Raw genomic sequence first — 26,436 nt, forward strand, 5'->3', positions numbered from 1 at the left:
CAATGGAAATAATCATCAGACGTACCGCCTTTAAAGAAGGGTACACAATAGGAAACCTCTATATTCTGCCCGAACAGGCTGGAAATGAAAAGAAAAGTATGCCTACACCAGCTAACGATAAAGAAATAGATGTGCCTAAAAAAATAGTTAATGAAGAAAAGGCTATGCCCGAATGGTTCTGCAATACGATGGAGCCAACAGCGAGAAAGCTGACTTCTCAGATGCCGCTGACACTCATCCGCAGGCATAAAATAATTGGGAAAACAGCTATCCCCACGGGGCGTTACCGCATCCTCATCACACGCAGCCGACGGTTCGGACGATGGCTGCCGCTGCTGATGAACGTGAAGGGATTTGAGGGGATAAGAATTCATCCGGGGAATAAGCCAGAAGATACGAAAGGCTGTATCCTCCTCGGTTTCAACCGCCGCAAAGGCTATGTGCTCGACTCTACCCGCTGCGTGCTGACACTCGTTAAGATGATGACGGAGGCAATAGCGAAAGGAGAAAGGGTGTTTGTGACGGTGAAGTAGCCTCACCCCCAACCCCTACAGCCTCACCCCCAACCCCTCTCCGAGTGGAGAGGGGAGTGATTAGTGAGATACCCCCACCAACGACACTGTCATTCTATCGTTTATTTCCGCCATTCTGTCACTTTGTTTTCATAGGCATATCATTTGAGATAATGGGTTACAGAATTAGTAAAAAAAGTAAGAATAATCGGGAGGCTGATTATAAATAATTAGGTGATTGAAAACGCCTGATTAGGAATGATTAGAGGAACGATAAGAAAATAAGAAAGGAGATTTGAAGAATGACATTTGATAAATTTACAATTAAAGCGCAAGAGGCTGTTCAGAGTGCGATAAATATTGCACAGCGAAATGGGCAGCAAACCATTGAGCCAGTGCATATTTTGGCTGGTGTGATGGAAAAGGGAAAGGACGTGATTAATTACGTCTTCCAGAAATTAGGTGTGAACGCACAAGCTGTTCAGAGTGCCATTCAGAATGAGATGAGCCACTTACCGAAAGTGTCTGGTGGTGAACCTTACCTCTCTTCTGAAACCAATCAGGTAATGCAGCGCACGATGGATATTTCGCAGAAGATGGGCGATGAGTTTGTAAGCATTGAACCGATGTTGCTCGCTCTGTTGGCTGTAAATTCCACAGCAAGTCGGATATTGAAAGATGCAGGTTGCACAGAGAAAGAAATGACAGCTGCAATTAATGATCTTAGACAAGGTCAGAAGGTGCAGTCGCAAAGTGGTGATGAGAATTATCAGTCGCTGCAGAAATATGCACGCAACCTTATAGAAGATGCTCGTGCAGGAAAACTCGACCCTGTGATTGGTCGTGATGAGGAGATTCGAAGAGTATTGCAGATTCTATCTCGTCGTACAAAGAATAACCCTATTCTCATTGGTGAGCCAGGTACTGGTAAGACGGCTATTGTTGAGGGCTTAGCAGAGAGAATCGTTCGTGGTGATGTACCAGAAAACTTAAAGGACAAGCAACTCTACTCATTGGATATGGGTGCGATGTTGGCTGGTGCTAAATATAAAGGTGAGTTCGAGGAGCGATTGAAGAGTGTTGTTAAGGAAGTGATGCAGGCTGATGGTAATATCATTCTCTTCATTGATGAGATTCACACACTTGTTGGTGCTGGTGGTGGCGAAGGTGCCATGGATGCTGCAAACATTTTGAAACCAGCTTTGGCACGTGGCGAGTTGAGAGCTATTGGTGCAACGACATTGAATGAATACCAGAAATATTTTGAGAAAGATAAGGCTCTTGAGCGTCGTTTCCAAACAGTTATGGTAGATGAACCAGACGAATTGGACGCTATCTCCATTCTTCGTGGATTGAAGGAACGATACGAGAACCATCACAAGGTACGTATTCAGGACGATGCTTGTATCGCAGCTGTAAAGCTTTCTGAACGGTATATATCAGACCGTTTCTTACCTGATAAGGCTATCGACTTGATGGATGAGGCTGCTGCAAAACTGCGTATGGAGCGTGATTCTGTTCCAGAGGAATTAGATGAGATTACTCGTCGCTTGAAACAACTTGAGATTGAGCGTGAGGCTATCAAGCGCGAGAACGATACAGAAAAGATTGCACAACTCGACAAGGAAATCGCTGAACTCAAAGAGCAGGAACATAGTTTCCGTGCTAAGTGGGAAGGAGAACGTGGGCTGGTGAATAAAATTCAGCAGGACAAGCAAGAGATTGAGCAGCTCAAGTATGAGGCTGATCGTGCCGAGCGTGAGGGTAATTACGAACGTGTTGCAGAGATTCGTTACTCTCGTTTGAAACAACTGGAGGATGATATCAAGAATATTCAACAGCAGTTGCAAGCTACACAAGATGGGCAAGCAATGGTGCGCGAGGAGGTTACAGCGGATGATATTGCCGAGGTGGTAAGTCGCTGGACGGGGATTCCTGTCACACGAATGTTACAGAGTGAGAAAGATAAACTGCTCCACTTGGAGGATGAACTACACAAGCGTGTCATTGGTCAAGATGAGGCTATCACAGCCGTGGCAGATGCTGTTCGTCGTTCACGTGCTGGCTTACAAGACCCGAAAAAGCCAATTGCTTCGTTTATCTTCTTGGGTACAACAGGTACCGGTAAGACGGAGTTGGCAAAGGCGTTGGCAGATTATCTCTTCAATGACGAGTCTATGATGACACGAATTGATATGAGTGAGTATCAAGAGAAGTTCAGTGTAACTCGACTCATCGGTGCGCCTCCAGGATATGTAGGCTATGATGAGGGTGGTCAGTTGACCGAGGCTGTACGTCGCAAACCTTACTCTGTTGTACTCTTTGATGAGATAGAGAAGGCACATCCAGACGTATTCAATATTCTTTTACAGGTATTGGACGATGGTCGATTGACAGATAATAAGGGTCGCACGGTGAACTTCAAGAATACAATCATCATCATGACGTCTAACCTTGGTTCGCAATATATCCAGCAACAGTTTGAACATCTTAACGATACGAATCGTGAGGAAGTAATCGACAAGGCAAAGGTTGCAGTAATGGATATGCTGAAGAAGACTATTCGTCCTGAGTTCCTCAACCGTATCGACGAGACTATCATGTTCTTGCCATTGACAAAAGAGCAGATTGGTGGTGTTGTTCGTCTGCAACTCGAAAGAGTTAAGGAGATGTTGGAACCACAGGGTATCAATCTCGAATGGACCGACCCAGCCATCAACTATCTTTCAGATGTTGGCTACAATCCAGAGTTTGGTGCACGACCTGTTAAACGTGCTATCCAACGTTACGTATTGAACGACCTCAGTAAGTCATTGCTTGCAGGTACTGTCAATCGTGACAAGCCAGTCATCATCGATTGCTTTGGCGAGGGCTTAGTATTTAGAAACTAATATCAGAGGAAGTGTGTCTTATTGATACGCTCCCTTTTTTATAAAAAATAGGCGGGATACCTACGTAAATACGTGGTATACCGCCTAACATATTGAATTTTAGCAAATTACTACATTTCTTCCACCGCTGCTTGTGCCGCTGCGAGTCTTGCAATTGGCACACGGAATGGAGAGCAGCTAACGTAATTGAGTCCTACATGATGGCAGAACTTGACAGAACTTGGCTCACCGCCATGCTCACCGCAGATGCCACACTTGAGGTTCTTGCGTGTCTTACGCCCCTTCTCAACAGCCATCTGGATAAGTTGACCAACACCCTTCTGATCAAGAACCTGGAATGGGTCAACATCAAGAATCTTCTTTTCCAAGTAGCTTGGCAAGAAGCTAGCAATGTCGTCACGGCTATAACCGAAGGTCATCTGAGTCAAGTCGTTTGTTCCAAAGCTGAAGTATTCTGCTTTCTGCGCGATGAGGTCGGCAGTTAGAGCAGCACGAGGAATCTCAATCATCGTACCCACCTTGAATGGAACCTCTACACCTTCTTTCTTGAAGAGCTTATCAGCTGTCTTACGAATGATGTGCTCCTGTATATCAAGCTCATTTACGATACCAACCAATGGAACCATAATCTCTGGCATTGGGTTAAAGCCTTCCTTCTTCAACTGGATAGCAGCACCGAGGATAGCCTTTGTCTGCATGGCTGTAATCTCAGGGAATGTATTGCCCAAACGACAACCACGAAGTCCTAACATTGGATTATGCTCTGACAGAGAACTTACACGGCTCTGGATGAACTGAACGCTTACACCCATCTCTTGAGCCATAATCTCTTGACCCTTTAGATCATGAGGAACGAACTCGTGCAATGGTGGGTCAAGCAAACGAATGTTCACTGGCATACCATCCATACACTTCAAGATACCATAGAAGTCTTGTTTCTGATAAGGCAATAGTTTATCGAGAGCCTTCTCACGATCCTCTGTGCTATCTGCGAGAATCATCTCACGCATAGCCTTTATCTTCTCATTCTCGAAGAACATGTGCTCTGTACGACAAAGACCGATACCAACAGCACCAAAGTTGCTTGCAACCTCTGCATCGTGTGGAGTATCAGCATTGGTGCGTACAACCAATTTACTATACTTCTTACAGAGATCCATTAACTCGGCAAAGTCGCCAGTTACCTCTGCTGGGCGTGTCTTCACTTCACCTGCATAAACCTCACCAGTAGAACCATTTAATGAGATGTAATCACCTTCACGAATGATTGTTCCATCAATCTCAACAGTACGAGCCTTGTAATCAACCATAATTGCACCTGCACCACTGACACAGCACTTACCCATACCACGGGCAACAACTGCTGCGTGTGAAGTCATACCGCCACGAGCTGTTAAGATTCCTTCAGCTGCTGACATACCTGCGAGATCCTCTGGAGATGTCTCAATACGCACCATAATTACTTGGTGACCATCCTCATGCCACTTTGTTGCATCATCAGCAAAGAATACAACCTGACCGCAAGCAGCACCTGGTGAAGCTGGCAAGCCACGTGTCAATACATGTGCTTGAGCGCGTGCTTCCTTATCGAATACTGGGTGGAGAAGTTCATCAAGTTTATTTGGTTCACAACGCAAAAGAGCTGTCTTTTCGTCAATCTCACCTTCGTGAAGCAAGTCCATGGCTATCTTCACCATTGCAGTACCTGTGCGCTTACCATTACGAGTCTGTAGGAACCAGAGTTTACCCTCTTGTACGGTGAACTCCATATCCTGCATATCGTGGTAATGTTTCTCCAACTTATCTTGAAGAGCATACAACTGAGCATATAACTCTGGCATAGCTTCTTCCATTGAAGGGAACTTCTTACGACGAGTTTCTTCATCAACATTCTGTTGCTTTGCCCAACGCAATGAACCTTCCTTTGTAATCTGTTGTGGTGTACGGATACCAGCTACAACATCTTCGCCCTGTGCATTGATAAGATACTCACCATTGAAACAATTTTCACCAGTAGCTGCATCACGAGAGAAGCAAACACCTGTAGCTGATGTTTCACCCATGTTTCCAAAGACCATTGCCATAACCGTAACGGCTGTACCCCATTCTTGTGGAATGCCCTCCATCTTACGATAAAGAATAGCACGCTCATTCATCCAAGAATCAAACACGGCACATACTGCACCCCAAAGCTGCTCCATTGGATCGTCAGGGAAGTTCTGCCCTGTCTGTTCTTTAATAGCATTCTTAAATAAAGTCACCAGTTGCTTCAACTCTTCAACTGTCATTTCGTTATCAAGTTTGATACCACGCTGTGCCTTTACTTGCTGAATAATAGCCTCAAATGGGTCAATGTCTTCCTTATTTACTGGTTTCATGCCTAATACGACATCACCATACATCTGTACGAAGCGACGATAGCTATCGTAAGCGAAACGCTCATTGCCCGTCTTCTTTGCCAATCCCTCTACAACAACATCGTTCAGACCAAGATTAAGGATTGTATCCATCATACCAGGCATTGATGCACGTGCACCAGAACGTACACTGACTAAAAGAGGATTAGAAGGATCGCCGAACTTAGAGTTCATAAGAGCTTCGATATGCTTAACGCTACTCTCAACTTCTGCTTTCAATAAGCCTACTACAGTCTCTTTACCTTTCTCAAAATACTCGTTACATACATCGGTAGTAATGGTGAAACCTGGAGGAACAGGAACACCGATAAGATTCATTTCTGCAAGATTAGCTCCTTTACCACCGAGGAGATTTCTCATGTCAGCCTTACCTTCTGCCTTACCATTACCGAAGGTATAAACTCTTTTTTCGCTCATAATTATAATTGATAATGTATTTTAGTTATTTATCTCTACGTGCAAATATACCAATAATTAGGTAAAGTGACAAACTTTTCTATGAATAATGTAATCTCTACCTTACATTTTCATCTTGTTAGCGGACACACATACCACAATAAAGATAGGCACAACGACGCATACTAGATTTTTTTAGTAACTTTGCAGCCAAATACAAAACAATTTATGAGTAGAAAGAGAAAGCCATTTCCTATATTTGAGAATGTCACAATAGAGGCAGTTGCTGCCGAAGGAAAGTGTGTTGCACACGTTGAAGACAAGGTTGTCTTTGTTCCATTTGTTGTTCCTGGTGACGTTGTCGACTTACAAGTTCGGAAGAAGAAACGTAGTTATTGTGAGGCTACGGTCATTCAATTTATCAGCAAGAGCAATGTGCGCGAAGAACCTATGTGCGAACACTTTGGTATCTGTGGCGGATGTAAATGGCAGAACTTACCTTATAGCGAACAATTAAAGGCAAAGCAGCAGCAGGTTTATGATCAACTGAGCCGCATTGGAAAGGTTGAACTTCCCGAGTTCCGCCCTATCATGGGTTCTGTCCACACAAAGGAATATCGCAATAAACTAGAGTTTGGTTGTGCTAATAAACGTTGGTACACCGCCGAAGAATTAGCTGCATTACCTGAAGGTGTCGGGCTTTCAGGTGGTGCCATTGGATTCCATATAACGGGCAGCTTCGATAAGATTTACCCTATCGAGAAGTGCTGGCTCATGGATAATCTTTGTAATGAGATACGCAATGATATTCGCGACTATGCTTTAGAAACGGGGATGACATTCTATGACATTCGCGCTCAACATGGTTTATTACGCGACCTCATGCTTCGTAACTCTAATACTGGTGAGTGGATGTTGCTCGTACAATTCCATTACGATGAAGAGGGAGATGACGAGCGAGCAAAAGCTCTCATGCAGCATATTGCTGAGAAATTCCCACAAATAACCTCTCTTTTCTATGTCGATAATCAGAAGGGGAACGATACCTTCAACGACTTAAAACTAACGCTTTATAAGGGTAATGACCATATCTTTGAAACGATGGAAGACCTGAAGTTCAAGGTGGGTCCAAAGAGTTTCTATCAAACGAACACCGAACAGGCTTATCATCTCTATTCTGTTGCTAGAGAATTTGCCAATCTTACGGGAGATGAGCTTGTTTACGATCTCTACACAGGGACGGGAACAATAGCCAACTTCATTGCTAAGAAAGCTCGTAAGGTGATTGGTATCGAGTATGTACCCGAAGCGATTGAAGATGCAAAGGTCAATTCCAACGTCAATAACATTGATAATACGCTCTTCTATGCTGGCGATATGAAAGATATTCTCACCGAAGAGTTTATCCAGAAGCATGGTCGCCCTGATGTTATCATCACTGACCCACCACGTGCTGGTATGCACCCTGACGTTGTTAACGTCATCCTCGGAGCAAGTCCTAAACGCATTGTTTACGTCAGTTGTAATCCTGCAACACAAGCACGAGATTTAGCTTTGCTTGATGCAGATTATAAGGTAGCCGCCGTTCAACCCGTTGATATGTTCCCACACACGCCACACGTTGAAAATGTTGTGCTATTAGAAAAGCGATAATTATACTCGAATATAGAAGAGCCTCCTTTCTTTCCGAATGGAGGCTCTTCTCGTATGTTAAGAGGTATCTTATCTTGTTAAATAAAAACAAAACATCAATTAGTTTAAATAAAAAAACTATATTTGCAAAACACATAAACTATTATTATTAACTAAGCTGTTATTCATTATGAAAATCATTAACTATCTGATGGCAACACTTTCCTTAGCAACAATGCTAGCATGTAGCAATCATTCAGAGATTCAAAGTCCTATTCCTACTTTAACCAACTCTACGAATACAGGATGTAAAACAAGCCCCACTTTAGCTAGAGCAAACAATCTATCAGGTGGAGAAGGGAAAGAGTATCTTGCTTTAAAAGCATTAGGTGAAGGAAAGATGACTCTCGAACACCATAATGCAACACTGGCATGCGATGCCCTAATCAAAACCCAAATGAATACTGACGGGAGTAGCACTATAATATTGATAGAACAATCTACAGAAGACACAAATTGTACTTGCAAATACGACATACAATACACGATCTCCAACTTAGTACCCAATAAGTATCACATTATCTTAAAGAAGCAGGAAATCAATCGCAATGGTAATCCCCTATCGGATGCCACCGTCTACAAAGACTTCTACTTTAAATATTCCACAGCATTATCATCCGTTATTAATTTAAAGTAAATAGCATACCAACAACAACTACGAATTAATTTATCAATATAAGAGAGTGTATCGCAGGACTTAACCTGTGCGATACACTCTCTTTCTCTTTGCCTAATCTAACGTCGTGATTAATGAGCTTATCACGTTGTCACAAGCTCGGCATATCCAATAAAGATTCAGTGTATATCTTTCCAGCACAGAATCTCCATTTGCGTTTAATTATCCAGTAGACTTACACAAAGAGTGTCTATGGATTCTGCTAATATAATAAGGAGGAATCTCGCCAAACTAGGAAGCATCATCAACTGATAATACAAGTCCTGTCGCATAGATAGTATATATCCTGTCATACTCTAAGTTAGAGTACGATATTATACACGTTTGTATAATTAGTTATACACGTCTGTATAATTGATTATACACGCTTGTATAAAAGACTATTGATTAGTTATCATTGATAGGATATATACTTATGATGGGGTCTGATAGATAATATAACATCAGATTATACCAATCTTGTTGTACAAAGCTTATCAGCTTTGCAGTATATAGAATAAGGTAGGGAATGATTAGACAATGACATAGAGAGAAAACCAGGATATTATTTTGCACTTACCCGATAAAGCACTATCTTTGCAGCATTAATACTCTAAGTATCATTACATCAGCTCTTATCTCACCTAAAATATACAATTTATGAGAAAAACAATTATCTTAGCAGCATTGATGTTTAGTAGCATCATAAGTTATGCGCAAGGGCAGAAGTGGATAAACAATGTAAAGTTATCTGGCTTCGGAATCGTTCAATATCAATACAATGGTATGCACAACGGTAAGACGAGCAAGTCGAACAGCTTTAATCTTCGATTAGGTCGTGTGTCTTTAGACGGTCGCATATTAGACGATTGGTATTGGAAAGCACAATTACAAGTAAACGGCAATACTTCTACCTTGGGTGCTTCACCTCGTGTAGTTGATCTCTTTGCCGAGTGGCAGAAGTACGATTATTTCCGAGTAAAGTTGGGACAATTCAAGAATCCATTTACATTCGATAACCCTATTCACCCTATCGATCAGGGCTTCATGAGTGTTGCACAAAGTGTATTGAAGTTAGCTAGTTTCTCTGACAGAGCAGGTGCGCACCCTTCAAATGGGCGTGATATTGGTATTCAAGTGCAAGGTGACTTCCTAAAGAATAACGCGGGGCGCAACCTTGTTCACTATCAGGTAGGCGTATTCAATGGTCAAGGTATTAATACTAAGGATGTTGACCAACAGAAGAATATCATCGGTGGTGTATGGGTTATGCCCGTTAATGGTTTACGCTTAGGATGGTTCGGTTGGACGGGCTCATACGCAAGAAAAGGCACATGGACTGATAATGCGGGTATCGCACAAAGCGGTGTACGTAAATTGCAGCAACGTCGTTATGCTTTCTCAGCTGAATATAAAGCGAATGATTGGACATTGCGTTCTGAGTATATCCATTCTACGGGTTATGCCTTTGCTAAGTCTTTAAGTAACACGGATGATGCAGCTGCAAAGGATTGCAGCCTCAGTGCAGATGGTAATAAGGCACAAGGTGTATATGCACTGGTTATCGCTCCTATCATCCCTAACAAGTTGCATGCAAAGGCAAGATATGATATGTATCAGCCTTCGGATGGCGCACAAAAGCAGCGTACTCAATATGATATTGGTCTTGATTATGAATTTACAAAGAACTTAGCTTTGAGTGGCATCTATTCTTATGTACATGATAGATCACAACACGCACTACAGGCTAATCCTAATTATTCTATGTTTGATGTGGAATTAAGTTTCCGCTTCTGATAGACAATAAAATACGGATATGTTCGTACATGTCCGTATTTTATCATACCTTTGCAATCTATCCATAATGACTAAAGTGGATACTATAAGGAATACACATTAAAAAGAGAACCAGAAAAGATGACAACTGAACACCATCACCAACATTCTAATCATAGAGCAGGCTTTCACAATAATGGATCTTCGAAAGCTGCACGCCGTAGACACAAGTTCAACCAGATAATGAAGTTCATAGGAACAATCGCCGCTATTGGGATATTATACCTTGTGTGGTGGATATACAACAATTAGAAACCTTAGATCACATTACCTTTCTTTATGTACGATATGAAGATGATAGTGCGAGCCGTCATTATCAATGCGCATCATCTTATGTTGGAAGCTCTTTTTATTCGAAAGAGATAAGGCTACATGCCCCATTGTGCGACGCAAATTAATCTCAACTAAAGGATGTAACTTAAAACCAACGTCTTCCCTACTCCCATTAGCTACAATCATCATATCAACACCTAATGCTCCATAATAAATGCCTGTTAGCTGTTTCGACAGTAGAGTTTCTAACGCCTGTGCTATATTATTTAGCACTGGTATTGGAATATAGGCAGAGAGGAGTTCTTGTTTAACTTCTTCTTTCTCAAGACTATTGCCTATATATGCCCCATTCATTGTATGGAACACTGATAAGCCTACATAATGAACACCATCTTTATCCGCAATAAACTCCATCCCAAAGTCTTTCACCTTGTTATAATAAGGCTCAACCATAATACTTCCTTGCTGCTTGATAACGTTGTTTGCCCAATTAAGTATTGCAGGTTCGATCATTGTATCAATATAACGAACACCCCTCCCACTACTACTCCATGGAGCTTTTATAACAGCCTTATCAATTTTCTCTAAGAGAGAAGTAAGTTCTGCTACATTCCTTGCACAAAACGATTCACCTATTAATATATCCTCATCTAACAACTCTCGCAATTCACGCAAAACGTGTGAAGCATACTCCCGATTACTAAGTTCTCTAATTGCTGATAGTTTCTCATCCGTGGGTAATACGTTAGCTTTAATCCCTAATTGCTCCAACTGGAACTTGATTGCAGAATCCCAACCCCATGGCATTACTTCTTTCACTTCATCAATAATCTGTTCTATATTATCACTATCTATAAAATGAACTTGCTGACCATAACTCATAAAGCGTCGAGCATGGATTCGGGCAGAATTGACATTCTCTACTAAAATATAATCTCCATCTTTAGCCCATAGAACTGGCAAATAATCCAAATCATGCCTCATTTGCCTACCTGCATGGGGGGCTGTAAAGTACTTATTATCATAAGCTAATGCAATATCGTGTTCTGGATTGAATATATGTAGTGTCATCGTACTTTATTTTTACGTCATGCAAAGTTACATTAAACCAAATGTAATACAAAATAAATGCCTTTAAATAACATTTTTTGCTATATAGAGTTTGCAAATCAAAGAAATAATTGTAACTTTGCATGTACATTATAATAGATACACAACAGGAACAAGATGGACGCATTCTTTCGTACTCACTCATACCTAGTGGAGCATACAAATGCCCCTGTTCGTCGTTGCCTCATGGATGAGATAGATTGGAACGACAAACTAATAGGTATCAAAGGAACAAGAGGCGTGGGAAAGACAACATTCTTGCTACAATATGCAAAGGAGCGTTATAGTTCTACAGACAGGCAATGTCTCTATGTTAATATGAATAACTTCTATTTTCAAAGTAGAGGAATTGCGGACTTCGCTGGAGAGTTTTATCGTAATGGAGGAAAGGTTCTGTTGATTGATCAAGTATTTAAGCAGCCTGATTGGAGTCGTGAACTACGGCGATGTTATGATAATTACCCCAATTTACAGATTGTCTTTACAGGGTCAAGCGTAATGAGACTAAAAGAAGAGAATCCAGAACTAAATAGTATCGTTAAAAGCTATAATCTACGTGGCTTCTCCTTTCGAGAGTTTTTAAATTTACAAACAGGATTACAACTTAAGCCTTACTCATTAGAAGAGATTCTAAATAACCACGAGGAGATTACCAATCAAATCTTATCTAAAGTTAGTCCGACAAAGTATTTTCTTGACTATCTTCATCATGGTTTTTACCCTTTCTTTTTAGAACATCGCAACTTTTCAGAGAACCTGCTGAAGACGATGAATATGATGACTGAGGTTGATATCTTACTCATCAAGCAAATAGAGTTAAAGTATCTGACTAAGATAAAGAAGCTCTTTTACCTCTTGGCACTTGAAGGAACAAAAGCTCCCAACATCAGTAACCTTGCAAAAGAAATAAACACAAGTCGTGCAACTGTGATGAATTACATCAAAAATCTTACTGATGCTAGACTTATTAATTTGGTTTATCCTGTTGGGCAGGAGTTCCCCAAGAAACCATCGAAGGTGATGCTACAGAATCCAAATCTGATGTATGCAATCTATCCTATCCAGGTGGAACAGCAACAACTTATGGAGACTTTCTTTGTTAATACAATGCAAGAAACTTGTGTTATCAATGAAGGAGGCAAGCAAGGAACTTACATTGTCAATCAAAAGCATAAATTTAAAGTGTGTGATGCTGAGAATAACAAGATTCGATTCAGCAATGACACTATCTACGCAAAATATAATACTGAAGTTGGGAAAGGTAACCAAGTACCACTTTGGTTAATGGGATTTCTTTATTAGAAAAAGACCAAAAACATTATAAAACAATTTTCATTTAATAAATTTCAAAATGGCTAAAGAAAAGAAGTTTATCACTTGTGATGGTAACGAGGCCGCTGCTCACGTGAGCTACATGTTCTCAGAGGTAGCTGCTATCTATCCTATCACTCCATCATCTCCTATGGCTGAACACGTTGATGAGTGGTCAGCACGTGGTCGTAAGAACCTTTGGGGTCAGACTGTTAGTGTACAGGAGATGCAGTCAGAGGGTGGCGCAGCTGGTGCCGTACACGGTTCGCTGCAGTCTGGTGCTCTCACGACAACCTTCACCGCATCACAGGGTCTTCTCTTGATGATTCCTAACATGTACAAGATTGCCGGTGAACTTTTGCCATGTGTATTCAATGTTTCAGCACGTACACTCGCAAGTCACGCTCTTTGTATCTTCGGTGACCACCAGGATGTAATGGCTTGCCGTCAGACAGGCTTCGCTATGTTCTGTTCTGGTTCTGTACAGGAAGTAATGGATCTCTCTGCTGTTCCTCACCTTGCTTCATTGAAGACATCAGTACCTTTCATCAATTTCTTCGACGGTTTCCGAACATCACACGAGTATCATAAGATTGAGTGCCTTGATCAGGAGGATATCCGCCCATTGGTTGACGAGGAAGACGTTAAGCGTTTCCGCGACCGTGCAATGACTCCAGAGCGCCCAGTTGTACGTGGTACAGCTGAGAACCCAGAGACTTTCTTCACACATCGTGAGGCATCTAACAGCGCATACGAGAACGTTCCAGAGGTTGTTGAGCACTATCTCAACGAATTGACCAAGATTACTGGTCGTGAGCATCACCTCTTCGATTACTATGGTGCTAAGGATGCAGAGAACATTATCATCTTGATGGGTTCAGCTACAGAGGCAGCTCGTGAGGCTATCGACTACTTGATGTCTCAGGGTAAGAAGGTTGGTATGATTGCTGTACACCTCTATCGTCCATTCTCTGTTAAGCACTTGCTCGCTGCAGTTCCAAAGTCTGTTAAGCGTATTGCAGTACTTGATCGTACAAAGGAACCTGGTGCAGAGGGTGAGCCATTGTACCTCGATGTTAAGAGTGCATTCTATGATGTTGAGAACAAGCCACTGATCGTTGGTGGTCGTTATGGTCTTGGTTCTGCTGATACAACACCGGCTAAGATTATCGCTGTTTACAACAACTTAGAGTTGCCAGAGCCAAAGGATCATTTCACAGTAGGTATCGTTGATGACGTAACCTTCACTTCTCTTCCAGAGGTTGAAGAGATTCCATTGGGTGGTGAAGGCATGTTCGAGGCTAAGTTCTATGGTTTGGGTGCTGACGGTACAGTTGGTGCTAACAAGAACTCAGTAAAGATTATCGGTGACAACACAGATAAGCACTGCCAGGCTTATTTCTCTTACGACTCTAAGAAGTCAGGTGGTTTCACCTGTTCTCACCTCCGTTTCGGTGATAGCCCAATCCGTTCTACCTATCAGGTAAATACTCCTAACTTCGTTGCTTGCCACGTTCAAGCTTACTTGAACATGTATGACGTAACACGTGGTTTACGTAAGAACGGTACATTCTTGCTGAATACTATCTTTGAGGGTGAGGAACTCGTACACTTTATTCCTAATAAGGTAAAGCGTTACTTCGCTAAGAACAATATTACCGTTTACTATATCAACGCAACAAAGATTGCTCAGGAGATTGGACTTGGTAATCGTACAAACACCATCCTACAGTCTGCATTCTTCCGCATCACAGAGGTTATCCCTCTCGACCTTGCTGTAGACCAGATGAAGAAGTTCATCGTTAAGAGTTATAGCAAGAAGGGTCAGGATGTTGTAGACAAGAACTTCGCTGCTGTTGACCGTGGTAACGAGTACAAACAATTGACCGTTGACCCAGCATGGGCTAACCTTCCAGACGATGAAGCTAAGGTTGACGACGCTCCAGCATTCGTTAAGGAACTCGTTCGTCCAATGAATGCACAGGCAGGTGACCTCTTGAAGGTTTCTGACTTCGTTAATCATGGCACCGTAGATGGTACATGGTCAGTTGGTACTGCAGCCTACGACAAGCGCGGTGTAGCTGCTTTCGTTCCTGCATGGGATGCTGAGAATTGTATTCAGTGTAACAAGTGTGCATTCGTTTGTCCTCACGCTTGTATCCGTCCATTCGTTTTGGATGAGGCAGAGAAGGCTGGCTTCAATGAGCCAACACTTGACATCCTTGCTCCAAAGCAGCTCAAAGGTATGCAATTCCGCATCGAGGTATCAGTTCTCGACTGTACAGGTTGTGGCAACTGTGCTGATGTTTGCCCAGGTAAGAAGGGTAACAAGGCATTGTCAATGACACAGTTTGTTGCAGGTGAAGAGGAAGCAACACGTCGTGCAGCTGACTGGAATTATCTTGTTAAGAACGTTAAGAGCAAGCAGAACTTGGTAGACATCAAGTCAAACGCTAAGAACTCTCAGTTCGCTCAACCTTTGTTCGAGTTCTCTGGTGCATGTGCTGGTTGTGGTGAGACACCATACGTTAAGCTCGTTTCACAGCTCTTCGGTGATCGTGAGATGATTGCTAACGCAACAGGTTGTTCTTCTATCTACTCTGCGTCAGTACCTTCTACTCCTTACACAACTAATGAGGAAGGTCATGGTCCTGCATTCAACAACTCATTGTTCGAGGACTTCTGCGAGTTCGGTATGGGTATGGCAATGGGTAACAAGAAGATGCGTGAGCGCATCGTAGTGCTCCTTAATGGTGCTATGGCAGACGATCATGTATCTGCAGAGTTCAAGGAAGCAGCTCAAGAATGGCTTAACAACATGAACGACGCTGATGCTTCTAAGGTTGCAGCAGCTAAGTTGAAGCCATTAATCGAGGCTGGTGCAGCAAAGGGTTGCCCTGTATGTGCAGAGTTGAAGACTCTCGACCACTATCTCGTTAAGCGCAGCCAGTGGATTATTGGTGGTGACGGTGCTTCTTACGATATCGGTTATGGTGGTCTCGACCACGTTATCGCTTCTGGTGAAGACGTTAATATCTTAGTACTCGATACTGAGGTTTACTCAAACACTGGTGGTCAGAGTTCTAAGTCTACCCCACTCGGTGCTATCGCTCAGTTCGCAGCTAAGGGTAAGCGTGTCCGCAAGAAGGATCTCGGTCTGATGGCAACTACATACGGTTATGTTTACGTAGCTCAGGTTGCTATGGGTGCTGACAACGCACAGACCTTAAAGGCTATTCGTGAGGCAGAGGCTTATCCGGGTCCATCCCTCATCATCGCTTATTCTCCATGTATCAACCATGGTTTGAAGATTAAGGGTGGTATGGGTCGCAGCCAGGCTCAGGAGGCTAACGCTGTTGCTTGTGGTTACTGGCATCTCTGGCGTTATAACCCACAGTTGGCAGAAGAAGGCAAGAACCCATTCTCTCTCGACTCTAAGGCTCCAGATTGGGACAAGTTCCAAGAGTTCCTTCACAGTGAGGTTCGCTTCCTCTCTGTCCTCAAAGCTTATCCAAACGAGGGTCAAGAACTCTTCAAGGCTTGTGAGGATATGGCTAAGCTCCGTTACAAGAGCTATGTTCGCAAGACCAAGGAAGACTGGAGCGAGGAGGCATAAAACCTTCTTTGAAAAATGAAGATATAGAGTTAATTACACTATATAACACTTTAAAAGAGGAGTTTCTCTATGATAGAGAAAACTCCTCTTTTTCATTCAACATAACTTGTTGCTTATCACGACCATTCAACCGATTCACAAAGGACTTTTTACAAAGTTCGCGAACTCTTTTTTGCGTTTCTTATTGCACCTTTCTTACTATTCGTTTTCAATAATCTTTCAAGCCTTCATTCTTCAACTAAATACGCATTGCGTGTCCGTGACAATATATACTTTTGTGCCCCACGAAATGTACTATTGTGCCTCACAATATATACTTTCGTCAAAGCGTATTAACTCGAACTCGGGATAAGAGAAGTCTGTAAAAAGTTGGTAACCTCGTTGTATTTTTGTATCTTTACAGCTGGAAATCAAATATTTGGCTTATATAATGTTGTACAAACTAAAACGGAAGAACTATATAATACTAAGGTAATAGTTTTATCCCTTTCGCAAATGGTTCTATGGGTAGCCATTGACACTGTTCTAACCGTACTAAGTTTGTTTTCCACATTCTTCTTTATGGATAGATTTCAACGTCGAGGAAAAGGTAATAAATAACAAATCAATAGGAAATAAATGATAGAAGATTATTATAAGATAAACAAAGGAGCGTGGAATGCAAGAACAAAAATTCATTTGCATTCTTCATTTTACAACTTGGACAAGTTTAAAAGAGAGGTAAAGTCCATTCCTGACTTGGATTTATCTTTACTGGGCGATATTCGGGGTAAGTCCATTCTGCATCTACAATGCCATTTCGGCATGGATACACTTTCCTTATCGAAGTTGGGAGCCAATGTTGTGGGAATAGATTTCTCGGAAGAGGCTATACAAACGGCAAAGTCGTTGAACGAGGAATTAGGTCTGAATGCGCAATTCCACTGCTGCAACATCTACGATGCTCCTGCCGTGCTGCAAGGGCAACAGTTTGATGTTGTATATACATCTTACGGTGTTATTAATTGGTTGCCCGACTTAACCCAATGGGGGCAGGTGATTTCACAAATGCTGAAAGACTGTGGAAGGTTCATTATCGTGGAATTTCACCCCGTATTATGGATGTTCAATGAAGATTTTTCTCAAGTCCGATATGCTTATTCGCGCAAAGAACCTTACGTTGTGGAAGAAGAGACCTACACAGATTCGGAAAATGACAATCGGCAAAAGACCGTTACGTGGAATCACGGGCTGGCTGTAGTGCTGAATGGTTTGCTCAGTAATGGTTTGCAGATAAAGTCCTTCGGAGAGTATGATTACTCGCCTTTCAACTTATTCGGTAATATGATTGCTGAAAAGAACGGAACGTTCAAAATTGCAGAAAAGAGTGGCGAGATACCAATACTGTTTTCTGTTGTTGCCATAAAACCTCCAAGATGAAGGAACATTTAACAAGAAAGAAAAGGCATGACTATTGAGAAAAAGTCGTGAGGTATAAAGAACTTGCTCCATTAAATACAGAGCAAGTTCTTTCTGTTTAGTCTGTTTCAAGTGCCGTTGTTTATCGGATAAATTGATTGATTCTTTCTTAAACTACTTTGTTGTATGGCGTTAGATAAACTCGGAATTACCTGTATTTCTTCATAATGTATTTCAGCCTTGGAGTCTCAATTACTTCATTGATTTCAAACCCGAGTTTCTCATAAATCCTCTTTGCTGTTTGGTTGAAATCAAAGACTGTAAGGGAAATACTTTTAATATTATCATCCTCAAAAAGGAAATCTATAAATCTTTTTAGTGCCGCTGTGCCCAAACCCAATCCTGTTTTCCGGGGGGCTATTATAAATCTACCTATGTGTATGTTCTCCTTATCAATTCGTACTTCTTGTATCATTCCGATAAATTCCCCTTTGTTGAATATCGAAAATACATTCTCCAACCCCTGTATTTTGCCATAGTTCAACGGGTAAGAGATTTTGGAACCCATCCATTGCTCCTGGAACTCTTTTCCTTGTTTATTGGACCATTCACATAAAAGCAAGGCATTGTCTTTATTTATTCCCTTTTCGATACTAATATCCTTCATCTCGTTAAAAGTTTCGGTTATATTGCAAAGATATACAAATTGCTTGAAACACAAGTATCGCTTTGCTTTTAATACTATCACTGCAATGTAGGTATATCTGTTCCACATAGGTATAGGCGTTGTATCCCTGACAGAGTTATTAGCTTCTTAGACTTGCTTGCAAAGAATCAAATAAAAAATATGGTATCAAAAGCTACTTAAAGTATGCCTTTGATACCATATTATATTATGATAAAATGCTATTATCTTATTCTATCAGCTGCTCTTACCAAAGCCTCATCAGCAAGAATAGCATGACGAGCCAACCATAAAAGTATAAATGCAATCAGTGGTAAACATGCTGCAAATTCTATATGGAAAGTAAACCCAGTCATTAACACCTGGCTGAATACGCCATATACAACATACCACCCAATAATCATCAACATAGAAAACAAGCAGAAACGAGCTTGACGCTTACGATTGTGATAGTCGAAAATTGCAAACAAATCTATTGGGCAAGTAACTAAAAGTATAGCGAACAATGCCCAAACATTAAAGTTCCTTCCTCCGTTTGCATCAGTAAGCCAAAGATTCATCAACTGATTATCAGCCCCCATTCCTTGCGGTTCAAAACTACCAATCGGTAGGCAAAGACAGGCAAGCGTTACTATCAATGCCAGAAACAAGAAGATTGTTTGTTTCCTTTGTATCATGATTACAATTCTTCCTCTTCTTGTGCCTCCTTAGAAGGATCACGCCAATAAACATTACCATCTAAGAACTCTTGCGTAGCCAACAATGTTGGTTTAGGCAACTTCTCATAATAGCGGCTAATTTCTATCTGCTCACGATTCTCAAAAACCTCTTCGAGAGAGTCGTTATAAGAAGCAAACTCTGCAAGTTTCTTACTCAAGTCTTGCTTTATCTCAGCAGAAATCTGATTCGCTCTTTTAGAAATAATTGCAACACTCTCATAAATATTACCTGTACCCTTCCAAAGTTCTTGAACATCACGGGTTACCGTATTTGACGGTGCTTTTGACTTCTTGTAATCCATTCTAATTATTATATTTTTAAGTCTTTATTTCTAGTCTTTTGTTATCTGCTTACATTTCTTTATGTAATCCTCGGCAGTTTTGCGCTCTTTCGAATTAGGGTATTCATTGATGAAACCATAACATTCATCTTCCGCATCTTGATAACGCTGTAACTTCTTTGACTCAACACTCATCTGTGCTAACTCATATTTACTCTTCATGATTAGGATAGAAAAGTCTTCACGAAGATTACTATAAGGATAATCATTCAAAGCGTTTTGAGCTGTAATGATACATGCCTCATAATTATTGCCACCACTGGTACAATTACCAAAATATGAACCGAGGTTATAATAAAGCTTTGCATTCAGATACTCCTTACGAATAAGTTTATCCTGCAAATCGAAGAGGCGTTGTTGAGCTGTACTCTTCATCTTCCCTTCTGGAAAAATATCTAAATAATCTTGGAAAGCAGCAATTGCAGCAATTGTAGGAGTTTGATCAAGACGTGATTCTGGTGTACCCTCAAAAAGGCTCTGACCAATATAAAAGGATGCCATTTCGGCATACCTTCCACGTGGATAAGTTTGGTAATACTTCTTGAAAGTCTCTGAAGCTGCTTCATAGTCCTTCAATCCATATTCACCCATTGCCAACATATAAAGGCATTCCTCTGCATTATCAGTACCCTTTTCTATTGTTACAAGATCCTGTAACAAGGGTACAGCAAAGCCGTATTTACCCTTTGCGAAACACTCTTTAGCGAACTCATACTTATAATTGCTATCAGTTGTCTTGTAGACCTGATTATATTCATGAGCACAACTTGTTAAGAGCAAAGCAACACAAATGCCTATTAAAAAACTCTTCTTCATATATTAATTTTGAAATGCAAAGTTACATATTATTCTATAAATACACAAAGGCACTTTGCTTTTTTAGCAAAAAATCACTATTAACGAGATACTATCACTTGATTTTCGTACCTTTGCATCCAAAGATTGTTCTCCTTTTTACAGATATAATGAACTTCAAATTAACATCAAAATATAACCCTACGGGTGATCAGCCTGAGGCCATTAAGGAATTGACCGAGGGTTTAGAACGTGGAGATAAAAGCCAAGTTTTATTAGGAGTAACGGGATCAGGTAAGACGTTTACTGTAGCCAATGTGATTGCAAACGTGAATAAGCCAACGCTTATCTTATCACATAACAAGACTCTAGCAGCCCAACTTTACGAGGAAATGAAAGCGTTTTTCCCAGAGAATGCTGTGGAATATTATGTCTCGTATTATGATTATTACCAGCCTGAAGCTTACTTACCAACAACCGATGTTTACATTGAGAAAGATCTTGCTATAAATGACGAAATAGACAAGCTAAGACTTTCTGCTGTTTCTTCTCTATTATCAGGTCGCAAGGATGTAATTGTTGTCTCATCTGTTTCATGTATATATGGTATGGGTGCTCCAATCGCAATGAAGGAGAATGTCATCCATATCAAGAAAGGGCAAATCATCGATCGAAATGAGTTTTTACGACGCCTCGTTGATTCCTTATACACGCGAAATGATATTGATTTACAACGCGGAAACTTCCGAGTAAAAGGAGACACTGTCGATATTGCAATGGCTTATAATGACAATATCTTGCGCATTACTTGGTGGGACGATGAGATTGACACTATCGAAGAAGTTGACCCAATAGCATTCCATAGAATTGCCACCTTTGATGATTATGAGTTATATCCTGCAAATCTCTTTGTTACATCAAAAGAACAGACAGAAGGTGCCATTCGTCAGATACAGGATGATATGGTAAAGCAAGTTGACTTCTTTACTCAACTGGGGGACAATATCAAGGCACAACGCATAAAGGAGCGGGTTGAATATGACATTGAAATGATTAAGGAACTTGGTCATTGTTCCGGTATTGAGAACTATTCGCGTTACTTCGATGGTAGAAAGGCTGGACAGCGACCTTATTGCCTACTTGATTTCTTCCCTAAAGATTACCTGATGGTCATTGATGAGAGCCATGTAAGTGTACCTCAGATTTCGGCAATGTACGGTGGTGACCGAGCGCGTAAGACAAACCTTGTAGAATATGGATTCCGTTTACCTGCGGCTTTTGACAACCGACCATTAAAGTTTGAAGAGTTCCATAACCTGATTCATCAAATTATCTATGTGTCTGCAACACCTGCTGACTATGAGTTGAAAGAATCAGAAGGAGTTGTTGTTGAACAAGTGATTCGACCGACAGGATTACTTGATCCAGAGATTGAGGTTCGTCCTTCAGAGAATCAGATTGATGATTTAATGAACGAGATTGTTATTCGTGCAGAAAAGGAGGAACGAGTATTGGTAACAACCTTAACAAAGCGAATGGCGGAGGAATTGACGGAATACTTACTCAATCATGATATCCGAACAGCCTATATCCATAGTGACATTGCCAGTCTTGATCGCGTCAAAATCATCAATGATTTGCGAGCAGGACTATATGATGTCCTTGTTGGTGTGAACCTACTGCGTGAAGGACTTGATCTCCCGGAAGTATCGCTTGTCGCCATACTTGATGCGGATAAAGAAGGATTCCTCCGTAGTCATAGAAGTCTAACGCAGACAGCCGGACGTGCAGCCCGCAACGTAAACGGAAAGGTTATCATGTATGCGGATAACATAACCGAAAGTATGCAGCGAACCATTGATGAGACAATGCGGAGACGCATAAAACAGCTCAAATACAACGAGGAACATCACATCACACCAAAGCAAATTGTCAAGGCGATTAAGGATACTTTGCCAACAACTGGACGCTCTACAACGGCACAAACAATACCCTTTGCTAAAGGAGCGAAAGGCATATATACCGAACCTACACAATCAATGGCATTTGCAGCCGATCCTATCGTTATGCGGATGACGAAAGAGCAATTAGAGAAGAGTATTGCCAATACAACATCCCTTATGAAACAAGCTGCGAAAGACCTCGACTTCTTACAAGCTGCACAATATCGTGATGAGATTATCCGACTGCAAAAGCAGCTCGAAACAAAATAAACACAATATCCTTAGACAGAATATCATACTTTAAAGACAGAGTAACACACGAACATATTGCCTTAATATGTTACTCTGTCTCCAAAACTTATGTCATTGAAAAATATGTCTCTTTGTCATTATGTCTCTAAATCCCATGTTCTTCTGTCTCACACAAAAGCCCCACCCCGTTAGACGCCCCCTCTCTGTAGAGGGGCTGGGGGTGAGGCCGTGCCACGGAAGCGAGAGAACCAAATTAATACACTAGTTTTGAAAGACATTAATTTCACAATTAATATAATCGATTGTCTTATTACAGAACGATTGATACCCTGAATCAATCTAAAATGCTCCCGTGGTAAAAAAGAAAGCCGACCCTAAAGAAGCCTCCCCAAGCCCCTCCGAAGGAGGGGATGTCCTTAATCCGCTCACATATCTCTAGTTGTTTCAAACTATATCCAATAAGAACATCCCCTAAGAGGGGCTTGGGGAGGCTTTCTTTCCTAACCTGCTACTGGTCCATTCTCTTCTTTATTCTCCTTTTCTTTCGGAGAAGGGTCGGGGTTTTCCGGTTTCTTTCCTTTCTTCCGCGCAGGATTATCCACATCCACCTGCAGCTCCTTTAATGCCTTGCGCACCGAACTCTTCCAGGTCAATGTTAGCCTCGGAGCCTTGAGGCTCTTGGCGCATACATCCTTCTCGTTTTCTTCCATCTTCGAGGGAACGTTCACACGCAAAGAGAAGATGTCACCGAGGTCTAATCCTGTTCCCATGCGTGCACATTCAAGGATTAGGTTACGCAATGTGATAATCACATTACGAGCATCACCCTCTGTCAATGACGTTTCACGAACAATGCGTTCCAACACCATTTCGGGAGAAATCTTCTGTTGACCTTTCGGTACAGCGATATACACCGTCTTGCCCTTCATTTTTCCCATTGTCGCCTTACGAGGCGCAACTTTGAATTCAATCATTTTGATTTGGTTTTTAATTAAACATTAGATTAATATATCAACATCATTTTGATGTCTTTTTTCATGTGTTTTATACCCAGCGGTTGGGTCGTCTTGTACCCAGCTGCTGGGTAGCATCGTACCCTGCCCGTTGGGTAGCCCCCCTACCCATTCGCTGGGTACGATTGTAGTTGTTCGCTGGGTACAAAAAGTAATCAATAAGTATCCGCAAGCCTACCACTTTTGTATGGACAGATACTCTCTTCTGTCCACACAGCATGGATAGCTTAATACCATAAGATTTACTTACTTTTATCATCCAACTAGCTTTCATTTAATCAACCCATTTCTATTCCTTAGACCAAGACCTCACACTTCATTATATAAAGACCGTTGCCTTGATATAAGAAAGACAACCACCTTAATATTTAGAATGGGCGATACTCATCCTCATTAGAACTTCTGAAAAGGGATGAACCACTATACCTGTTATGCGATGATAATAATATTAAATTAGGCATGACTTCCAAGTCATACATTCCCAGAGAATTATCCAAAGTGGGGGAACAAGTTAGAAAAGCACCAACATCCATAGTAAACTTACCTTTAGTATAAATCCCTAAAAATGGAAGATAAAAATAGTCCGTCAAATTATTAGGAATCCCAGAAGGAGTAGATATCCAATCAGGACTAACATATATTCCTGTAGTTCGTGTATAATCGATTCCATCTGGAGCTTTATCTTTCAGATCTTGTGGAAGTTTTCCATTATCAGCAGCAATCACTGTTTGCTTTTTAAACCACATACCACCAACATATAAGTGCCCCATTAGTCCCCAAAGAGTTTTATTGTCATAATGTGGATCACCATGCTTTGCATACCAGACAATTTCATTAACGTTAACTAATCCTACGGCTGAATTACTTGGCTGTCTAATCACACCTGAGTAAGAATCCCAACCCCAAATATCATTAAAGTCGCGTGGGGTATGACCTGAATCATTTGCAGTACTTTGTGGTGCATCTGTTGTATTCTGCTGTCCGGCTAATGTTGGTTGGGTTCTTTTAGCAGGATTAGGATTATCCCATTCAAAGCCTGCCCAATAATGCTGTTGTGCATCCCACATATAATATTGATCAGCAGGATATATCTTAACTTTTAAGTCAGCTTTCACAGGCGTATTCTTACCAGCATCAAAAGTTACAGAAGGATAGTTTTTTGTAATAACTCCCGTAACATTGGTTACAGCATCATGCAAGGTGTATTCTATCGTTAGGTTTGTATATGTGCCAGGCTTTACAACCATTGTAGCACCATTGGTGGCATAGGTTGAAACATTAGGAATTGAGAAGTTGTTTACGTTCAGTTCTACGCTGTTTGAGGTAGTTGTACCATTGCTTAACGTTCCATTATCAGCTAAGTCGAATTTACCTGCAAGCTGATCAGATGTATTATTGGTATAAATGCGAATCTTTTGTAGCTTTGCTCCTGCAATTACTCCTTGTGCTGTATAAGGCATAAAGGTTACATACGCTGCCTTATGATTCAAGGTGAAGCTGTACTTTCCGCTACCTGTTGCATCAGCTACGCCAAAGTCGCCATCGTCTGCAATATGGGCAGCATCATTAGGAGTGCTTTGGGTTTGCGAAGCCTTGATAATCACCTTGTCACTGGCTCCGCTATTACCTGTGTAACGTACCTTATGTGTAGAACCAGTATAAGTACCGTTTACCCAGAACTTTGCCTTGGCTGTTGTTGTGCTGCCAGGAACTGCTGCAATGCGGGCAGCAATATCATCTTCTGAGCTTTGGTGATAAGTATTGTTGTCATCTTTTACCCAAATCTTATCGTTTGCTGTCCAATAGAAATCGAGACCGCTACCAGTGTAAGTGGCTGATGTTCGGGTTGAAGGTTCATCCTCTGATGAGAACACAGTACCTGTCTTTGGTGTGTCTTTGCCTGCTGTCTTATCAGTGGCAGTGTCATCGCTGGCGCAACTGCCAAAGGCAAGTGCAGTCAACAAGAGTGTGCCGAAATAAATACTTTTCTTAGTCATTATCATTCTGTTTTAATTTAGTTGTAAATTGGAAAGAAATCTTTGTTTATTATTCCCATCCTGTTTCTTCATTCTCATCCTCTTCCTCAAAGAAAGGGTTTGACTTTGCGCTTAAGCCACCGCTATCGCCTGCTGAAGCGTGACCACTACCACCACCACTTCCAGTACTCTCAAACGATGTGCCTCGCATTAATTCGTCTTCTGTTAGTTCAAGCCACGTGCATTGAGGCGCACAATAGGCTTTCCTTTCATTTGTTTTCTCCATTTACCTGATTTTAAAAATAGTTATTATTAATGATTCTCACTTGCTTTACTTCGTGTCACAGAGTTCAAGAGAGAGACGAAAGCATAAGAAGAGTTGTTAAAACAATGAATTATCTCCTCCTCTTGATGCTCTGTGACACTATGTAAGTTTGATTTTATACGTGAATTAAATTCTATATTTTGCGTTTTAACGGTCTTCAAAAAGGGCATAAAAAAGCGAACAAAGGAAACTCTTAGAAGTCCTTTGTTTACAGGGGTTACGGCACGCTTCGCGCGCGCGTATGCGAGAAGAAAAAATGTGTTATTAGACGCTAGGTGCG

At 41.3% G+C, this 26,436-nt stretch carries 20 protein-coding genes; 10 read left to right on the forward strand and 10 right to left on the reverse strand.

From position 1 onward, the window contains the following. The first annotated feature begins 2 nt into the window (after positions 1-2). Together D464_RS0102360 and clpB are read left to right on the forward strand one after the other, a co-directional pair. Positions 3-533 (forward strand): DUF5675 family protein, encoded by a 531-nt coding sequence (locus D464_RS0102360; protein ID WP_018909974.1) that lies wholly within the window; start codon positions 3-5, stop codon positions 531-533. A 281-nt stretch (positions 534-814) separates the two neighbouring features. Next, positions 815-3,403, forward strand: coding sequence for an ATP-dependent chaperone ClpB (gene clpB / locus D464_RS0102365; RefSeq protein WP_018909975.1), 2,589 nt, complete (start codon positions 815-817; stop codon positions 3,401-3,403). Between the two features lie 110 nt (positions 3,404-3,513). Here the strand turns inward: clpB and ppdK are convergent, their stop codons facing one another. Continuing rightward, a complete protein-coding gene (gene ppdK, locus D464_RS0102370; RefSeq protein WP_018909976.1) occupies positions 3,514-6,237 on the reverse strand; it encodes a pyruvate, phosphate dikinase in 2,724 nt (907 codons plus the stop codon). A 207-nt stretch (positions 6,238-6,444) separates the two neighbouring features. Here ppdK and rlmD point away from each other — a divergent pair, with 207 nt between their 5' ends. The 4 genes from rlmD (at position 6,445) to D464_RS13590 (ending at position 10,651) form a co-directional block, all read left to right on the forward strand. Then, positions 6,445-7,869, forward strand: a complete 1,425-nt coding sequence (rlmD, locus tag D464_RS0102375; RefSeq protein ID WP_018909977.1) for a 23S rRNA (uracil(1939)-C(5))-methyltransferase RlmD — start codon at positions 6,445-6,447, stop codon at positions 7,867-7,869. 169 nt (positions 7,870-8,038) lie between these two features. Beyond that, entirely contained in the window at positions 8,039-8,545 is a 507-nt protein-coding gene (locus tag D464_RS0102380; protein WP_024985941.1) for a hypothetical protein, read from the forward strand. Positions 8,546-9,223: 678 nt separating this feature from the next. Next, the gene (locus tag D464_RS0102385) at positions 9,224-10,360 is read left to right on the forward strand and encodes a porin (protein WP_018909979.1); all 1,137 of its coding nucleotides are present in this window, start codon (positions 9,224-9,226) and stop codon (positions 10,358-10,360) included. A 120-nt stretch (positions 10,361-10,480) separates the two neighbouring features. Next, positions 10,481-10,651 carry a hypothetical protein gene (locus D464_RS13590; protein WP_154649574.1) on the forward strand — a complete coding sequence of 57 codons (171 nt, stop codon included), beginning with the start codon at positions 10,481-10,483 and terminating at the stop codon, positions 10,649-10,651. Positions 10,652-10,666: 15 nt separating this feature from the next. On the opposite strand, the gene D464_RS0102390 is transcribed toward D464_RS13590, so the two are convergent. Continuing rightward, positions 10,667-11,743 (reverse strand): ATP-grasp domain-containing protein, encoded by a 1,077-nt coding sequence (locus D464_RS0102390; RefSeq protein ID WP_018909980.1) that lies wholly within the window; start codon positions 11,741-11,743, stop codon positions 10,667-10,669. Between the two features lie 156 nt (positions 11,744-11,899). Here D464_RS0102390 and D464_RS0102395 point away from each other — a divergent pair, with 156 nt between their 5' ends. The 3 genes from D464_RS0102395 to D464_RS0102405 all read left to right on the forward strand — a co-directional run bounded on the left by D464_RS0102395 (position 11,900) and on the right by D464_RS0102405 (position 18,128). After that, a complete protein-coding gene (locus tag D464_RS0102395; protein ID WP_018909981.1) occupies positions 11,900-13,084 on the forward strand; it encodes an ATP-binding protein in 1,185 nt (394 codons plus the stop codon). 49 nt (positions 13,085-13,133) lie between these two features. After that, positions 13,134-16,709 (forward strand): pyruvate:ferredoxin (flavodoxin) oxidoreductase, encoded by a 3,576-nt coding sequence (gene nifJ / locus D464_RS0102400; protein ID WP_018909982.1) that lies wholly within the window; start codon positions 13,134-13,136, stop codon positions 16,707-16,709. Between the two features lie 618 nt (positions 16,710-17,327). Then, positions 17,328-18,128: a class I SAM-dependent methyltransferase gene (locus D464_RS0102405; RefSeq protein ID WP_026284609.1), complete on the forward strand. Its 801-nt coding sequence runs from the start codon at positions 17,328-17,330 to the stop codon at positions 18,126-18,128. A gap of 187 nt (positions 18,129-18,315) precedes the next feature. Here D464_RS0102405 and D464_RS0102410 read toward each other — a convergent pair whose 3' ends face one another. From D464_RS0102410 to D464_RS0102425, 4 genes are all read right to left on the reverse strand, one after another. After that, positions 18,316-18,774 (reverse strand): GNAT family N-acetyltransferase, encoded by a 459-nt coding sequence (locus D464_RS0102410; protein WP_018909984.1) that lies wholly within the window; start codon positions 18,772-18,774, stop codon positions 18,316-18,318. Between the two features lie 242 nt (positions 18,775-19,016). Beyond that, positions 19,017-19,469, reverse strand: a complete 453-nt coding sequence (locus D464_RS0102415) for a DUF4293 domain-containing protein (RefSeq protein ID WP_009436011.1) — start codon at positions 19,467-19,469, stop codon at positions 19,017-19,019. Between the two features lie 2 nt (positions 19,470-19,471). Further along, on the reverse strand, positions 19,472-19,813 hold the full coding sequence (locus D464_RS0102420; protein ID WP_018909985.1) for a DNA-directed RNA polymerase subunit omega: 342 nt from the start codon (positions 19,811-19,813) through the stop codon (positions 19,472-19,474). A 30-nt stretch (positions 19,814-19,843) separates the two neighbouring features. After that, the gene (locus tag D464_RS0102425) at positions 19,844-20,668 is read right to left on the reverse strand and encodes an outer membrane protein assembly factor BamD (protein ID WP_018909986.1); all 825 of its coding nucleotides are present in this window, start codon (positions 20,666-20,668) and stop codon (positions 19,844-19,846) included. 149 nt (positions 20,669-20,817) lie between these two features. Here D464_RS0102425 and uvrB point away from each other — a divergent pair, with 149 nt between their 5' ends. Next, positions 20,818-22,860, forward strand: coding sequence for an excinuclease ABC subunit UvrB (gene uvrB / locus D464_RS0102430; protein WP_018909987.1), 2,043 nt, complete (start codon positions 20,818-20,820; stop codon positions 22,858-22,860). Between the two features lie 482 nt (positions 22,861-23,342). Here uvrB and D464_RS0102435 read toward each other — a convergent pair whose 3' ends face one another. The 4 genes from D464_RS0102435 to D464_RS0102445 form a co-directional block, all read right to left on the reverse strand. Then, positions 23,343-23,816, reverse strand: a complete 474-nt coding sequence (locus D464_RS0102435) for an HU family DNA-binding protein (RefSeq protein WP_018909988.1) — start codon at positions 23,814-23,816, stop codon at positions 23,343-23,345. Positions 23,817-23,886: 70 nt separating this feature from the next. Continuing rightward, a complete protein-coding gene (locus D464_RS13595) occupies positions 23,887-24,114 on the reverse strand; it encodes a hypothetical protein (RefSeq protein WP_154649575.1) in 228 nt (75 codons plus the stop codon). Between the two features lie 109 nt (positions 24,115-24,223). Next, positions 24,224-25,852: a hypothetical protein gene (locus D464_RS0102440; RefSeq protein ID WP_018909989.1), complete on the reverse strand. Its 1,629-nt coding sequence runs from the start codon at positions 25,850-25,852 to the stop codon at positions 24,224-24,226. Between the two features lie 49 nt (positions 25,853-25,901). Then, positions 25,902-26,117 carry a hypothetical protein gene (locus D464_RS0102445; RefSeq protein ID WP_018909990.1) on the reverse strand — a complete coding sequence of 72 codons (216 nt, stop codon included), beginning with the start codon at positions 26,115-26,117 and terminating at the stop codon, positions 25,902-25,904. Positions 26,118-26,436 lie beyond the last annotated feature (319 nt).

This window comes from Prevotella veroralis DSM 19559 = JCM 6290 (assembly GCF_000377625.1).
GTDB lineage: Bacteria > Bacteroidota > Bacteroidia > Bacteroidales > Bacteroidaceae > Prevotella > Prevotella veroralis.